The sequence below is a fragment of the Streptomyces sp. NPDC037301 genome (assembly GCF_055602785.1).
Map to the genome: position 1 here is coordinate 20,039 of NZ_JBVJWD010000022.1, position 14,784 is coordinate 34,822.

Annotated in this window: 11 protein-coding genes; 10 read left to right on the forward strand and 1 reads right to left on the reverse strand. The window is 69.8% G+C overall.

The annotated features are described in order from the left end of the window. The first annotated feature begins 118 nt into the window (after positions 1-118). Both ACZ7IB_RS29575 and ACZ7IB_RS29580 read left to right on the forward strand, forming a co-directional pair. Positions 119-1,096 carry a DUF4349 domain-containing protein gene (locus ACZ7IB_RS29575; protein WP_470916850.1) on the forward strand — a complete coding sequence of 326 codons (978 nt, stop codon included), beginning with the start codon at positions 119-121 and terminating at the stop codon, positions 1,094-1,096. Between the two features lie 37 nt (positions 1,097-1,133). After that, the gene (locus ACZ7IB_RS29580) at positions 1,134-2,522 is read left to right on the forward strand and encodes an FAD-dependent oxidoreductase (RefSeq protein WP_470916851.1); all 1,389 of its coding nucleotides are present in this window, start codon (positions 1,134-1,136) and stop codon (positions 2,520-2,522) included. Between the two features lie 28 nt (positions 2,523-2,550). Here ACZ7IB_RS29580 and hemE read toward each other — a convergent pair whose 3' ends face one another. Next, on the reverse strand, positions 2,551-3,624 hold the full coding sequence (gene hemE / locus ACZ7IB_RS29585; RefSeq protein WP_382902853.1) for a uroporphyrinogen decarboxylase: 1,074 nt from the start codon (positions 3,622-3,624) through the stop codon (positions 2,551-2,553). A 91-nt stretch (positions 3,625-3,715) separates the two neighbouring features. Here hemE and ACZ7IB_RS29590 point away from each other — a divergent pair, with 91 nt between their 5' ends. From ACZ7IB_RS29590 to ACZ7IB_RS29625, 8 genes are all read left to right on the forward strand, one after another. Beyond that, on the forward strand, positions 3,716-4,375 hold the full coding sequence (locus ACZ7IB_RS29590; RefSeq protein WP_470916852.1) for a DUF3000 domain-containing protein: 660 nt from the start codon (positions 3,716-3,718) through the stop codon (positions 4,373-4,375). 250 nt (positions 4,376-4,625) lie between these two features. Beyond that, a complete protein-coding gene (locus ACZ7IB_RS29595; RefSeq protein WP_093899280.1) occupies positions 4,626-5,288 on the forward strand; it encodes a helix-turn-helix transcriptional regulator in 663 nt (220 codons plus the stop codon). 117 nt (positions 5,289-5,405) lie between these two features. Beyond that, positions 5,406-6,680 carry an HRDC domain-containing protein gene (locus ACZ7IB_RS29600; RefSeq protein ID WP_470916853.1) on the forward strand — a complete coding sequence of 425 codons (1,275 nt, stop codon included), beginning with the start codon at positions 5,406-5,408 and terminating at the stop codon, positions 6,678-6,680. Positions 6,681-7,006: 326 nt separating this feature from the next. Further along, positions 7,007-8,227: a thiolase family protein gene (locus tag ACZ7IB_RS29605; RefSeq protein WP_470916854.1), complete on the forward strand. Its 1,221-nt coding sequence runs from the start codon at positions 7,007-7,009 to the stop codon at positions 8,225-8,227. 73 nt (positions 8,228-8,300) lie between these two features. Further along, positions 8,301-10,430, forward strand: a complete 2,130-nt coding sequence (locus ACZ7IB_RS29610) for a 3-hydroxyacyl-CoA dehydrogenase NAD-binding domain-containing protein (protein ID WP_470916855.1) — start codon at positions 8,301-8,303, stop codon at positions 10,428-10,430. Positions 10,431-10,819: 389 nt separating this feature from the next. After that, positions 10,820-12,559 (forward strand): stealth family protein, encoded by a 1,740-nt coding sequence (locus ACZ7IB_RS29615; protein WP_470916856.1) that lies wholly within the window; start codon positions 10,820-10,822, stop codon positions 12,557-12,559. 9 nt (positions 12,560-12,568) lie between these two features. Continuing rightward, positions 12,569-13,696, forward strand: coding sequence for a DegT/DnrJ/EryC1/StrS family aminotransferase (locus ACZ7IB_RS29620; RefSeq protein WP_470916857.1), 1,128 nt, complete (start codon positions 12,569-12,571; stop codon positions 13,694-13,696). Beyond that, complete coding sequence (locus ACZ7IB_RS29625; protein WP_470916858.1) at positions 13,693-14,715, forward strand: Gfo/Idh/MocA family oxidoreductase; 1,023 nt, start codon at positions 13,693-13,695, stop codon at positions 14,713-14,715. Before ACZ7IB_RS29620 ends, ACZ7IB_RS29625 begins: the two co-directional genes overlap by 4 nt. Positions 14,716-14,784 lie beyond the last annotated feature (69 nt).

A 14,784-nucleotide genomic window follows, 5' to 3' on the forward strand; every position in this document is an offset into this window, starting at 1 on the left:
TCTCTCAAACCTCTTCCGAGTCCTGAACGTGACCGCTTCGAAACCGGTATCGGCAACCCGCACCACCGCCCCACACGTCGAACCGGCACCATCAACCACCCACCTCGGGGGAGCAGTTATGCAGACAGACCGGCATCCTGGCCGTTCAGCCGTCCGTCGTTCGCGCACGATCCTGGCCGCCGGGCTGCTGGCCGGCCTCCTGGCACTGAGCGGCTGCGGCGCCGCCGACAGTGCGAGCGACGCGAGTTCCGGGGACAGCAAGAAGGCGATCTCCGCGGACGAGCGGGGCGCCGCGGACACCGCGGCCGGGAAGACGGCGCAGGATCCGCAGGAGGCCGGCGGTTCGTCGGCGGAGCGGAAGAAGCCCGACGCCCTGCCCGCCAGCACCCATGTCATCCGTACCGCCACGCTCTCGGTGGAGGTGAAGAGCGTGCCGAAGGCCGCCGCGGCCGCCCGCTCGGTCGCGGAGAGTTCGGGCGGTCTGGTGGCCCGCGAGGAGACGGAGCGGGTCGACGAAACGCATGAAATGTCACATATTGTGCTACGCGTTCCACAGGGCGAGTACGACGCGGCGCTGCGGGATCTCGCGGGCGCCGGGAAGCTGTTGTCGCGCACGTCGTCCGCGAAGGACGTCACCGACCAGGTGGTCGACGTGGAGAGCCGGATCGCCACCCAGCGGGCGAGTGTGGCGCGGGTGCGCAAGCTGATGGACCGGGCCGAGAAGCTCACCGATGTGGTCACGCTGGAAGGTGAACTGAGCAGTCGTCAGGCCACCTTGGAGTCGCTGCTCGCCCAGCAGGAGTCGCTGAAGGACCGCACCACGCTCGCCACGATCACGCTCGACCTCTCCGAGCCGGAGACGGCGGCGAAGGACGACGACGACCCCGGTTTCCTGGACGCGCTCGGCGGTGGCTGGCACGCGTTCGTCACGATGCTGCGGTGGCTCGCGATGGCGGTGGGTGCCGCGGCCCCGTTCCTGGCCGCGGCCGCCGTACTCCTGCTGCTGTGGCGGCTGCTCCCGGGCCGCCTGCCCGGACGCCGTGCGCGGCGGGCGGCCGAGCGGTCCGAGTCCTCGTCCACGCCCCCGGCGTCGTAGCGTGGTCCCTTCGGACTCGGTGTCGAAGGGACCAGGCATGACGGCGGAGCGACTGGTGATCATCGGTGGTGACGCGGCGGGCATGTCCGCCGCGTCCCAGGCCCGCAGGCTCAAGGGTCCCGACGAGCTGAGCATCGTCGCCTTCGAGCGGGGCCATTTCACCTCGTACTCCGCCTGCGGCATCCCGTACTGGGTCGGTGGCGACGTCACGGAGCGGGACGACCTCATCGCCCGTACGCCGAAGGAGCACCGGGCCCGCGACATCGACCTGCGGATGCGAACAGAGGTCACGGAGATCGATGTGGCCGGGCGACGGGTGCGGTCCCTGGACCGGGAGACCGGTGAGACGTACTGGACGGGCTTCGACAAGCTGGTGATCGCGACGGGCGCCCGGCCGGTGCGTCCGGCGCTGCCCGGCATGGACGCGCCCGGGGTGCACGGGGTGCAGACGCTGGACGACGGGCAGGCGCTGCTGGAGTCGCTGGACCGGGTGGCGCCGGGGCGCAGGCGGGCGGTCGTCGTCGGGGCGGGCTACATCGGTGTCGAGATGGCGGAGGCGATGCTGAAGCACGGCTTCGAGGTGACCGTGCTCAACCGCGGCGAGCAGCCGATGGCGACGCTCGACCCCGACATGGGGCGGCTGGTCCATGACGCGATGGACGGCCTGGGCATCACCACGGTCAACCGGGCCGAGGTCACCGCGATCCGCACCGGCCCGGACGGCCGGGTCCGCGCCGTCGCCGCGGGCGACGCCTCCTACCCGGCGGACGTGGTGGTGCTCGGTATCGGTGTGGAGCCGGAGACGACGCTGGCGCGGGCCGTCGGCCTCCCGCTGGGCCCGCACGGCGGCCTGCTCACCGATCTGTCGATGCGGGTCGTCGGGCACGACAACATCTATGCGGGCGGCGACTGTGTCGAGGTCCTCGACCTGGTGGCGGGCCGTACCCGCCATATCGCGCTGGGCACCCATGCCAACAAGCACGGCCAGATCATCGGGGCCAATGTGGGCGGCGGCTACGGGACGTTCCCGGGGGTGGTGGGCACCGCGGTGAGCAAGGTGTGCGATCTGGAGATCGCCCGCACCGGGCTGCGGGAGAAGGACGCCCGCGCGGTGGGCCTGCGGTTCGTCACGGCGACGATCGAGTCGACGGGCCGGGCGGGCTACTACCCGGGGGCGCAGCCCATGACGGTGAAGATGCTCGCGGAGTACCGCACGGGGCGGCTCCTCGGTGTACAGATCGTGGGCCGGGAGGGGGCGGCCAAGCGTGTGGACATCGCGGCCGTGGCGCTCACGGCCGGGATGACGGTGGACCAGATGACCGCCCTGGACCTGGGCTACGCCCCGCCGTTCTCACCGGTCTGGGACCCCGTCCTGGTGGCGGCCCGCAAGGCGGTGACGGTACTGCGGCGGGCGGGCACCGCCTGAGTGCGCGGTGCCCGGTGTCCTCTCCCGCTCAGCGCGCGGTCCGTTCGTGCACGTACTCCACGAGCCGCGTCAGCGCGTCCGGGTCCATCGACGGCATGACGCCGTGGCCCAGGTTGAAGACATGGCCTTCGAGACCGGCGGCCGCGTCCAGCACCTCCTGGGTCTTCTCCTCCACCGCCGCCGTCGGCGCGAACAGCACCGCGGGGTCGAGGTTGCCCTGGAGCGCCTTGCCGGGGCCGACGCGGCGCGCGGCCTCGTCCATGGGAACCCGCCAGTCGACGCCGACGACATCCGCGCCCGCCTCGCCCATCAGGCCGAGGAGTTCGCCGGTGCCGACACCGAAGTGGATACGCGGGACCCCGTACGGGGCGACGGCCTCGAAGACCTTCGCCGAGGCGGGGAGCACCGAACGCCGGTAGTCGGCGGGCGCCAGCGCGCCCACCCAGGAGTCGAAGAGCTGGACGGCCGAGGCACCGGCCTCGATCTGGACCTTGAGGAAGGCGCCGGTGATCTCGGCGAGCCGGTCGAGCAGATCCGCCCAGAGCTGCGGGTCGCCGTACATCAGGGCCTTGGTGTGCTCGTGGTTGCGGGACGGGCCGCCCTCCACGAGGTAGCTCGCGAGCGTGAAGGGCGCGCCCGCGAAACCGATGAGCGGGGTGGAGCCCAGTTCGGCGGTGAGCAGGCCGATGGCCTCGGTGACGTAGCTGACGTCCTCGGGCGTGAGGTCGCGCAGCCGGGCCAGATCGGCGCGGGTGCGGATCGGATCGGCGATGACGGGGCCGACACCGGGCTTGATGTCGAGGTCGATCCCGATGGCCTTGAGCGGTACGACGATGTCGCTGTAGTAGATCGCGGCGTCGACCTTGTGGCGGCGGACGGGCTGCATCGTGATCTCCGCGACCAGCTCCGGCATCATGCAGGAGTCGAGCATCGGGATGCCCTCGCGCACTTTCAGGTACTCCGGCAGCGAGCGCCCTGCCTGACGCATGAACCAGACCGGCGTGTGCGGCACGGGTTCGCGGCGGCACGCCTTCAGGAACGCCGACCCATGGGTGGCGGATGTCTTCGTCTGCTGGCCCATGGGGCGGTCGTTGGCACTCACACACAGAATCTTCGCACGAAGCCGCAAGCAGCCGTGCCCGCCCGGGTGTCCCTCCCTGCGCGAGGCTCCGGTTCCGCCTACTCTTCCCCGCATGGCTCCGGCTCAGGGACAGTTCTCCGATCAAACCGATGGCGCTGACAGCAAGGACAGCGCGGAGGGTGGTTCCGTCCCGCCCGCGTTCCGGTCGGCAGTGGACGCGCTGCGCTCGGCGCGGCTGCGCCCCGAGCTGGAGGTGGAGCCGACGCGGCCGCCCAAGCGGCTCGCTCCGTACGCGTACGCCCTGGAGGCCGCGGTCGTGGACGGCGAGGACGATCTCGCCGACGGCCGCCTCGTACTGCTCCACGATCCGGCCGGGCACGACGCCTGGCACGGCACCTTCCGCCTGGTGACGCTGGTACGGGCCGAGCTGGAGCCGGAGATGGCCTCCGATCCGCTGTTGCCGGAGGTGTGCTGGTCATGGCTGACCGGTGCACTGGAGGCGCGCGGTCTGTCGTACGGGGAGGCGGGCGGCACGGTGACCCGGGCCGGGTCGCACTACTTCGGCACGCTGGCCACAAGACGCCCGGCGACGCAGATCGAGATCCGGGCGTCATGGACACCGCGCGAGGGCCGTGGCGGGGTGCCGGACACGGCGGCGCATCTGATGGCGTGGGGCGATCTGCTGTGTCAGATCGCCGGCCTGCCACCGTCCGGCCCCGCCGATGCCGCGGTGGTGACACTCCCCCAGCGGCGCGGCCCCCAGGTTCCCTGAACCTGTCCTGAATCTGCCCCGAACCCTTCCCCTTGCCGGTAACGCTGCGTCACAACCGTCGCAGAGTCACCGGCATTCTTTTCGTACAATCGATCGCATGTCTGATTTGCCCGAATTGTTACTCACCAAATAGTGATCTTCCTCTAAAGGAGGACGGCTCTGCTGCCGAAGAGGTCAATGACCCTTCAAGCACGGTTCGCCCCGGCTTCATCCCCGAGCCGGCCCGTCCCGCCACTCCCCAGGAGGCCTGGTGTCCGTTCTCCTAGAGCAGCCCGCAAGCCTGGTCGCCTACCGCCCGAACAAGCCGACGGCCATGGTCGTCGTGGCCGACCCGCGCGTCCGTTCCACCGTCACCCGCCATCTGTGGGCACTCGGAGTACGTGACGTCATCGAGGCGTCGTCCATCGCGGAGGCCCGTCCCCGCGTCGGCAATCCACGCGACATCTGCGTAGCCGACGTCCACCTGCCCGACGGTTCCGGGCTGACCCTGTTGTCCGAGACCCGAGCCGCCGGCTGGCCGAACGGCCTCGCCCTCTCCGCCGCCGATGACATCGGCGCCGTACGCAACGCCCTCGCGGGCGGCGTGAAGGGCTACGTCGTCACCGGCACCCGAACCAATATCGGCCACCCCACCCGTCCCGGCGTCGCTCCCATCGGCGCCACTGCCGCCCGTATGCACCGCCGGCCCCCCGGTACCCCGAGCCACCCGGGCGGGTACCGCGAACTGTCCGGCCGCGAGGTCGAGGTCCTCCGGCTGGTCGCCGAAGGCCAGTCCAACAAGGCCATCGGCGTCTCCATGGGCCTGTCCGCCCTGACCGTCAAGAGCCACCTCGCCCGAATCGCCCGCAAGCTCGGCACCGGAGACCGCGCAGGAATGGTCGCCGTCGCCCTGCGAACGGGCATCATCCACTGACCCCCACACCCCGGCAAGTACACACAGCCATACGCACCGGCTTGTTTACATTCATCGGCGCCCGTCGACGGAACGTTCCGTCGACGGGCGCCGTACATACACAGATACCCTTGACACGTGACCGACGCCCAAGAGACCGCAGCAGACACTTCACTGCGAACCACCGGGGGCGCTCCCCCGGACGACGTCGCCCCGGCGCCGATCCCCTTGCTCGAACCTCGAGAGGGCATTCCCCCGGTGGTGGCATCCGACGACGCCCTCGCCCGGGTGATCGCCGCCTTCGCCGCAGGCTCCGGCCCGGTGGCCGTCGATGCCGAGCGCGCCTCCGGCTACCGCTACGGCCAGCGCGCCTACCTCGTGCAGCTGCGCCGCGACGGCGCGGGCAGCGCACTGATCGACCCTGTCGGCTGCCCCGATCTGTCGGGACTCGGCGACGCCCTGAGCGGCAGCGAGTGGATCCTGCACGCCGCCACTCAGGACCTGCCCTGTCTGCGCGAAATAGGGATGACTCCCACCGGGCTCTTCGACACCGAGCTGGCCGGACGGCTGGCCGGCTTCCCGCGGGTCGGCCTCGGCGCCATGGTCGAGAGCGTGCTCGGGTACTCACTGGAGAAGGGCCACTCCGCCGTCGACTGGTCAACCCGACCGCTGCCCGACCCCTGGCTGCGCTATGCGGCGCTCGACGTCGAGCTGCTGATCGATCTGCGCAACGCACTGGAGGACGAGCTCGACCGGCAGGGCAAGCTTGAGTGGGCGCGGGAGGAATTCGACGCGATCGCCTCGGCGCCGCCCGCTCCCCCGCGCAAGGACCCGTGGCGCCGCACCTCAGGCATGCACAAGGTCCGCCGCCGCCGTCAGATGGCGGTGGTGCGGGAGCTGTGGACCGCCCGTGACCAGGTTGCCCAGCGCAGGGACATCTCCCCCGGCAAGGTGCTGGGTGACGCCGCGATCGTCGAGGCGGCGCTCGCACTCCCACCGAACACGCATGCGCTGACCGCGCTGCCCGGGTTCGGCCACCGGATGGGGCGGCGTCAGCTTGAGCAGTGGCAGGCGGCCATCGACCGGGCCAAGGCGCTGCCGGACGCCGAGCTCCCCCAGCCCGGCCAGACCCTCGCCGGTCCGCCGCCGCCCCGCGCCTGGGCGGACAAGGACCCGGCGGCAGCGGCCCGGCTGTCGGCCGCCCGCGCCGCGGTGTCGGAGCTCGCCGAGCGGCTCCGCATGCCGCAGGAGAATCTGATCACCCCGGACACGGTGCGCCGGGTCTGCTGGGAGCCGCCGAAGAATCCGACCGCGGACGCGATCGAGTCCGTGCTCACCGGGTACGGCGCGCGGCGCTGGCAGATCGAACAGGTGACCCCGCTTCTGGTCCGGGCGCTGGTGTCGGCGGCCTAAGGGTTCACTCCTGAGGGTCGTAATCACGCCAGGTTGCGCGGCCTCCGGCCGCACTCTGTCCCCAATCGCCGGACGGGCTGTTTTCACCGCCCCGTCCGGCGATTGTCGTTTCCGGCGCGACCTCGACACGTCCGGCAGTCCGCCGCCGGCCCGTCCGGCGTTCGAGGCCGAAACCGTCCTCGCGCCCGCCCCGTCCGCATGTGACCTTCGCCGCTCCCGCCACAGGGGCTGGGCAGTCTGGTTACCCGCAAGTAGCATGAGGGGAGCGGCGCGCCTGCGGGCGTGCCCCGCAGCAGTGCCATCCCGCACCCTGGAGGAGAGCCACCGTGCCTCGTACCATCCGGGACGTCGTCTTCGTCGACGGCGTCCGCACCCCGTTCGGCAAAGCGGGCCCGAAGGGCATCTACCACGAGACCCGCGCCGACGATCTCGTCGTGAAGGCCATCCGGGAGCTGCTGCGCCGCAACCCGGACCTGGACCCCGCGAAGATCGACGAGGTCGCCATCGCCGCGACCACCCAGATCGGCGACCAGGGTCTGACGCTGGGCCGCACCGCCGGAATCCTGGCCGGTCTGCCGCAGTCCGTCCCCGGTTACTCCATCGACCGCATGTGCGCGGGCGCCCTGACCGCCGTCACCTCGACGGCCGGCTCCATCGCCTTCGGCGCGTACGACGTCGTCGTCGCCGGTGGTGTCGAGCACATGGGCCGCCACCCGATGGGCGAGGGCGTGGACCCGAACCCACGCTTCGTGTCGGAGAAGCTGGTCGACGAGTCCGCCCTGTTCATGGGCATGACCGCGGAGAACCTGCACGACAGGTACCCGCAGATCACCAAGCTCCGCGCCGACGAGTACGCGGTCCGTTCGCAGGAGAAGGCCGCCAAGGCGTACGCCAACGGCAAGATTCAGCAGGACCTGGTGCCGGTCTCCGTGCGCCGCACCAACGCCGAGGCCGGCGAGACCGGCTGGGGCCTGGTCACCGCCGATGAGCCGATGCGTCCGGGCACCACGCTGGAGTCCCTCGCCGGTCTGAAGACCCCGTTCCGCGCGCACGGCCGCGTCACCGCCGGTAACGCCGCGGGTCTCAACGACGGCGCCACCGCCTCGCTGCTCGCCGCCGAGGACGTCGCCCGCGAGCTGGGCCTCCCGGTCAAGATGCGCCTCGTGTCGTACGCCTTCGCGGGCGTCGAGCCCGAGGTCATGGGTTACGGCCCGATCCCGTCGACGGAGAAGGCCCTCGCCAAGGCGGGGCTGACCATCGGCGACATCGGTCTGTTCGAGATCAACGAGGCGTTCGCCGTGCAGGTGCTCGCCTTCCTCGACCACTACGGCATCGCCGACGACGACGCGCGCGTCAACCAGTACGGCGGCGCCATCGCCTACGGTCACCCGCTGGCCTCCTCCGGTGTGCGTCTGATGACGCAGCTGGCCCGTCAGTTCGAGGAGCAGCCTCAGGTCCGCTACGGCCTGACCACCATGTGCGTCGGCTTCGGCATGGGCGCGACGGTCATCTGGGAGAACCCGAATTTCGACGGAGGCAACGCGTGAGCGAGCGCAGCGAGCGAACAGACAAGAGGTGCAGCCTGAGCGAATGCCGGGCCGAGCGAAGCGAGGGTCAGGCATGAGCTCCACCACTGAGCTTCTGAAGGGTGCGGCCGAGCTGTTCCCCGGCGAGGTCGTCACCCAGGCGCACGTACGCCACCTGGACCTTCCGGCCGGTGCGGGCCGCTTCGCCCTCATCACGCTGGACAACGGCCTGGACCACACCAAGCCGACCACCTTCGGACCGCAGTCGCTGGCGAACCTGAACGCCGCCATCGACCAGGTCGAGAAGGAGGCCGCCGAGGGTGCGATCGCCGGTATCGGTATCACCGGCAAGCCGTTCATCTTCGCGGTCGGCGCCGACCTCAAGGGCGTCGAGCTGCTGAAGAACCACGACGACGCGCTCGCCATCGGCAAGGGCGGCCACGACGTCTTCCGCCGCCTCTCCGGCCTCGCGGTCCCGACGTTCGCGTACTACAACGGCGCGGCGATGGGCGGCGGTGTCGAGGTCGGTCTGCACTGCTCGTACCGCACCGTCTCCAAGGCGCTGCCCGCCTTCTCGCTGCCCGAGGTCTTCCTCGGTCTGGTCCCCGGCTGGGGCGGCTGCGCCCTGCTGCCGAATCTGATCGGTGCCGACCGCGCGGTCTCGGTCATCATCGAGAACTCGCTGAACCAGAACCGTCAGCTCAAGGGCAAGCAGGTCTTCGAGCTCGGGATCGCCGACGCTCTCTTCGAGGGCGCGGACTTCCTGGAGCAGTCGCTGATCTGGACCGCGAACGTGCTGAACGGCACGGTCACGGTGGAGCGTCCCGAGGTCGACCGCGGTGACGCCTGGGACCAGGCCGTCGCGCGGGGCAAGGCGATCGCCGACTCCAAGGTGCACGGCGCCGCCCCGGCCGCGTACCGCGCACTGGAGATCATCGCGGCGGCGAAGGACGGCGACCTGGGCGCCGGCTTCGACGCGGAGGACCAGGCCCTCGCGGACCTGATCATGGGCGGCGAGCTGCGCTCCGGGATCTACTCCTTCAACCTGGTCCAGAAGCGCGCCAAGCGCCCGGCCGGTGCCCCGGACAAGAACCTGGCCCGCCCGGTCACCAAGGTCGGCGTCGTGGGTGCCGGTCTGATGGCCTCGCAGCTGGCGCTGCTGTTCCTGCGCCGCCTGGAGGTGCCGGTCGTGCTGACCGACATCGACCAGGAGCGGGTCGACAAGGGTGTGGGCTACGTCCACGCCGAGATCGAGAAGCTGCTCGGCAAGGGCCGGATCAACCAGGACAAGGCCAACCGTCTCAAGGCCCTGGTCTCCGGTGTGCTGGACAAGGCGGAGGGCTTCTCCGACGCCGACTTCATCATCGAGGCCGTCTTCGAGGAGATCGGCGTCAAGCAGCAGGTGTTCGCCGAGGTCGAGGCGGTCGCCCCGGCGCACGCGATCCTCGCCACCAACACCTCGTCCCTCTCGGTCACCGAGATGGCGTCGAAGCTGCAGCACCCGGAGCGGGTCGTCGGCTTCCACTTCTTCAACCCGGTCGCGATCCTCCCGCTGCTGGAGATCGTCCGCGGCGAGCAGACCGACGACGCCTCGCTGGCCACGGCGTTCGGTGTGGCGCGGAAGCTGAAGAAGACCGCGGTGCTGGTGAAGGACGCCCCGGCGTTCGTCGTCAACCGCATCCTCACCCGCTTCATGGGCGAGATCCAGAACGTCATCGACGAGGGCACCCCGGTCGAGGTCGCCGAGAAGGCCATCGAGCCCCTCGGCCTGCCGATGTCCCCCCTGGTGCTCCTGGAGCTGGTCGGCCCGGCCATCGGCCTGCATGTCTCGGAGACCCTGAACCGCGCCTTCCCGGAGCGTTTCACCGTCTCCGAGAACCTCGCGGCGGTCGTCAAGGCCGGCAAGCGCGGCTTCTACGTATACGACTCCGGAAAGCCGGAGCTCGACCCGGAGGTCGCCGCTCTCCTCAAGCAGGGCAATGTCGTCCTGTCCGAGGAGCAGGTCCGCGACCGTGTCCTGGACGCGGTCGCGCAGGAGATCGGTCTGATGCTGGACGAGGGCGTCGTCGCCGAGGCCCAGGACATCGACCTCTGCCTGATCACCGGCGCGGGCTGGCCCTTCCACCTGGGCGGCATCACGCCGTACCTGGACCGTGAGGGTGTCTCGGAGCGGGTGAACGGCAAGAAGTTCCTGGCGCAGGGCGTGGCGAGCGTTCCGGCTTAGTGCGACTGATCAACTGACGGGCGTTCACGAAAAACACATAAGCGGAACCCCGGCGGGCCGTACGAACCCCTCGTACGGCCCGCTTTCGCATACCAAAAGTCCGGAACGTAGCCGGATCGGAACCTTTTACTTGCAGACTCAACCTTAGATTCTTGTTAATCTTCACCTCTGCGACACGTTTGTTTCACTCGGCAGCACTGAACGGTGGACGTCCACCCCCACACTCCGCCGGATCGAGCAGATGAGCATGTCGTTGTCACCGGTAGTGGTCGCTCGGCCAGAGGCAGAGCGGGGGAGCATGAGGTAGTCGAGCGATGGGTAATCCCGAGGCCTCTACACTGGTGCGCTTTTACAGACGTCTCCTGCCCCATGCGCTGAGACGGCGACTCGTGAGGATCTTCCCGGCGGACAGTCGGCTGTTTCTTCAGCAGTGCCTCGCGGGCCTGGGCGCCGCCTGGCGCGGCCTGCGCAAACACCTGGCCCTGCGGCTCAGCAAGCAACTCCGCCGTGACACACACCGGGCCGGCGTACGACTGGTCTGGTCCGGACGCAAGGTACGGGCCGCCGAGATCACCGAAGGCCTGACAGCCTCCGTCGCCCGGGCCACCAACCTCCTGCGCGTCTGCGAGGTCCTGGAGCGCCACGGCATCCCGCACTTCTGCGTGCGCGGCAATTCCGTCACGATGACCGCCGTCGCGGTCCCCGCGAGCGAACGAGCCCGGGCCGAACGAGCGCTGCGGGTGAGCCCGCTCGCCGAGGGCGCGCTCCTCGCGGGCGGCGCGACGGGGGGCCGCCCGCTGCACGCGGATCAGCGAGGCTCCTGGTCGCAGCTCGGTGAGGAAACGATTCTGCGCATCTGGTGGCTGCTCACCGACCCCACGGGGCGTTGGACTCTGGGGCCCAACCACGCCTGTGTCATCGAGTTCTGGGCCGAGGACAAGGGCCTGCTGATCGCCCCCGTCCCCAACCTCACCGCCACGGCCGTGGTAGCCGCCGAAAGTGCCGTGCAGGTACCGGTCAGCCACTTCACCGGACCGATCAGCGGCGCTGTGGGCACCCCACTGCCGGTGGATACCCGGTCGGAGTTCACGCTCTCCCTCCCGGACGAAGTCACCTTCCCAGTGGACGCCGTCTACACCTGGGTGGACGGAGCCGACCCGGAGTGGATCCGCCGCAGGGCCACCGCCCTGGGCCGAACCGACTACCACGAGCAGGCCGTCAGCGCCGCACGCTTCACCAGCCGCGACGAACTGCGCTACTCCTTGCGTTCACTGCACCAGTTCGCCCCCTGGCTGCGCACCATCTACCTGGTCACGGACGGTCAGGTGCCGGCCTGGCTGAACAGCGATCACCCCGGCGTGAAGGTCGTCCACCACCGCGACATCTTCAGCGACGCCACCGCGCTGCCGACCTTCAACTCGCATGCCATCGAGAGCCAGCTGCACCACATTCCCGGCCTCTCCGACCACTTCCTGTACTTCAACGACGACGTCTTCCTCGGCCGCAGCGTCACGCCGGGAGAGTTCTTCCACGCCAATGGACTCTCGAAGTACTTTCCCTCCAACGCGCTGGTCCCGATGACCCCGCCCTCGCCGCAGGACCCGCCGTCGGAGATCGCCGCGAAGAACAACCGCGTCGTCATAGCCGGGACCTTCGACCGGGTACTGACAAGGAAGATGAAGCATGTGCCGCACTCGCTGCGCCGCGACATCCTCCAGGAGATCGAAGAGCGGTACGCGGCCGAGCACCGGCTGACCCAGCACTCGCGGTTCCGCAGTTCCAGCGACCTGTCGATCACCTCCTCGCTGCACCACTACTACGGGCAGCAGACGAGCCGTTCCGTGACGGGAAAGATCCGCTACACCTACCTGGATCTGGCCGCGCCGAACACCGAACGGCATCTGAACCGCCTGCTCGCCCAGCGCGACTACCACACCTTCTGCATCAACGACACGGTGGACGACCCCGACACGGCGGAGGCCCGCACGTCGATGCTGAAGACCTTCCTGGAGAGCTACTTCCCCGTACCCAGCCCCTATGAGCGACCCGGACCGGGCTCGCCACAGCCTCCCGCGAACCGGTCGGACACCGGCCGCTTTGAGCAACACCCAGCACCCCGACCTTTGTGAAGTGGAACGATGACCAATGACCAGCGCGTGATCCGCGCAGCAGCTCCGGTGATCGGAGAGGACGAGATCGAAGCCGCCGTACGCGTACTGCGCAGCGGCATGGTCGCCCAGGGCCCCGAGGTCGCCGCCTTCGAGGAGGAGTTCTCGAAGTTCGTCGACGGCCGGCACTGCGTCGCGGTCAACTCCGGTACCAGTGCGCTGCACCTGTCGCTGATGGCGCTCGGCATCGGTCCCGGCGATGAAGTGATCGTCCCGTCCTTCACCTTCGCGGCAACCGCCAACGCCGTCCGCCTGGTCGGCGCGACCCCGGTCTTCGCGGACATCGAGCGCGACAGTTTCTGTCTCTCCCCGCAGGCGGCCGAGGCCGCGATCACCCCGCGTACCGCGGCGATCATGCCCGTGCACCTCTACGGGCATCCGGCCGCGATGGGCCGGTTCACCGCGCTGGCCGAGCGGCACGGTCTCGCGATCGTGGAGGACGCGGCACAGGCCCACAGTGCCTCGCTGGACGGCACGCCGGTGGGTGCTTTCGGTGCGGCCGCCTGCTTCAGCTTCTACCCGACCAAGAACATGCACAGCCTCGAAGGCGGCATGGTCACCACCGGCGACGCCGCGGTCGCCCGGACCCTCCGTCTGCTGCGCAACCAGGGCATGGAGCAGCGGTACGCCAACGAGATCGTCGGTTTCAACGTCCGGATGACCGATGTCGCCGCCGCGATCGGCCGCGTACAGCTGCGCAGTCTCGACACCTGGACGCAACAGCGCCGGGCCAACGCGGCCGCGCTCGACGCCGGCCTGCGCGCAGTGGTCATCCCGCCGGTCGCGGAAGGGGCGGAGCACGTCTATCACCAGTACACGATCCGGGTGGGCGCCGGGAGCAGCGAGCACCGCGACGCGGTATCGCGCGAACTGCAGGAGCGGGGCATCGGCAACGCCGTCTACTACCCCACTCCGGTACACCGTCTGGCGCCGTTCGCGACCGGCGAGAAGGTGCTCGGATACGCCGTCGGCGATCTGCCCGAGACCGAGCGGGCCGCGGCGGAGGCGCTCTCCATACCCGTCCATCCGATGCTCACGTCGCAGGAGCTCGACCGCCTGATGGCCACCGTCAACGAGGTCGTGGGAGACCAGGCATGAGCACGCAGAAGCCGCTGCGGGCGGGACTGATCGGTCTCGGCTCGATGGGCCGCAACCACGCCCGTGTCATGCACGGCCTGGAGGGCGTCGAACTCGTCGCCGTGGCGGACCCGGTGGCCGACCCGAGCAGCGCCCCCTCGGGCGTGCCCGTGGTGCGCTCGGTGGCCGAGCTCGCGGCCGAAGGGATCGACTACGCGGTCGTCGCCTGCCCCACGGCGCTGCACGAAGAGGTCGCCCTCGATCTGGCCGGACGTGGTATCCACGTTCTCATCGAGAAGCCGATCGCCCCCTCGGTGCGATCGGCCGAGACGATCAGGCGGGCCTTCGAGGAACGCGGCCTGGTGGCCGGCGTCGGACACATCGAGCGCTTCAACCCGGCCCTCCGCGAGCTGCGCGCCCGTCTGGATCTGGGCGAACTCGGCGACATCTACCAGATAGTGACACGCCGCCAGGGCCCCTTCCCGGCCCGTATCGCGGACGTCGGCGTGGTGTACGACCTGGCCACGCACGACATCGACCTGACCGCATGGCTGACCAATAGCCGTTATGAGTCGGTGAGTTCGGCAACCGTTTCGCGCAGCGGCCGGGCTCATGAGGACATGGTGGCGTTCGTCGGACACCTCTCGGGCGGAGCCGTCACCAGCCATCTCGTCAACTGGCTGTCCCCGCTCAAGGAGCGGGTCACCATCGTGACGGGTGAGCACGGCTGCTTCGTGGCCGACACTCTCACCGCGGACCTGTGGTTCTACGCGAACGGCTCGCAGCCCACCGAGTGGGAGGGACTGCGGCAGTTCCGGGGCGTCTCCGAGGGTGACGTGACGCGCTACGCGATCGTCAAGCGCGAACCCCTGCTGGTCGAGCACGAAACCTTCCGTGACGCCGTGCTCGGCAAGGAGGCCGACATCGTGACGCTGGAGCAGGCCACCGGGACTGTCGCGGTGGCCGAAGCCGTACTCTCGGCGGCCGCGAGCAGGACCGCCGTCGATCTGACGCCCGGCCAGCCGCTGGCCTCCGTCTGACTCGTCCGGCGCCCGGGGTCCTGTCCCGCAGGCCCGGGCCCGACGGAGTCGTTCCGGCGTCTTGAGGAC

Excerpts from the sequence above, each read along its gene's own strand:
- ACZ7IB_RS29580 (WP_470916851.1), top strand. The coding sequence starts at position 1,134 with ATGACGGCGGAGCGACTGGTGATCATCGGTGGTGACGCGGCGGGCATG.
- ACZ7IB_RS29620 (WP_470916857.1), top strand. The coding sequence starts at position 12,569 with ATGACCAATGACCAGCGCGTGATCCGCGCAGCAGCTCCGGTGATCGGA.
- ACZ7IB_RS29610 (WP_470916855.1), top strand. The coding sequence starts at position 8,301 with ATGAGCTCCACCACTGAGCTTCTGAAGGGTGCGGCCGAGCTGTTCCCC.
- ACZ7IB_RS29575 (WP_470916850.1), top strand. The coding sequence starts at position 119 with ATGCAGACAGACCGGCATCCTGGCCGTTCAGCCGTCCGTCGTTCGCGC.
- ACZ7IB_RS29625 (WP_470916858.1), top strand. The coding sequence starts at position 13,693 with ATGAGCACGCAGAAGCCGCTGCGGGCGGGACTGATCGGTCTCGGCTCG.
- ACZ7IB_RS29590 (WP_470916852.1), top strand. The coding sequence starts at position 3,716 with ATGGCTCCGGCTCAGGGACAGTTCTCCGATCAAACCGATGGCGCTGAC.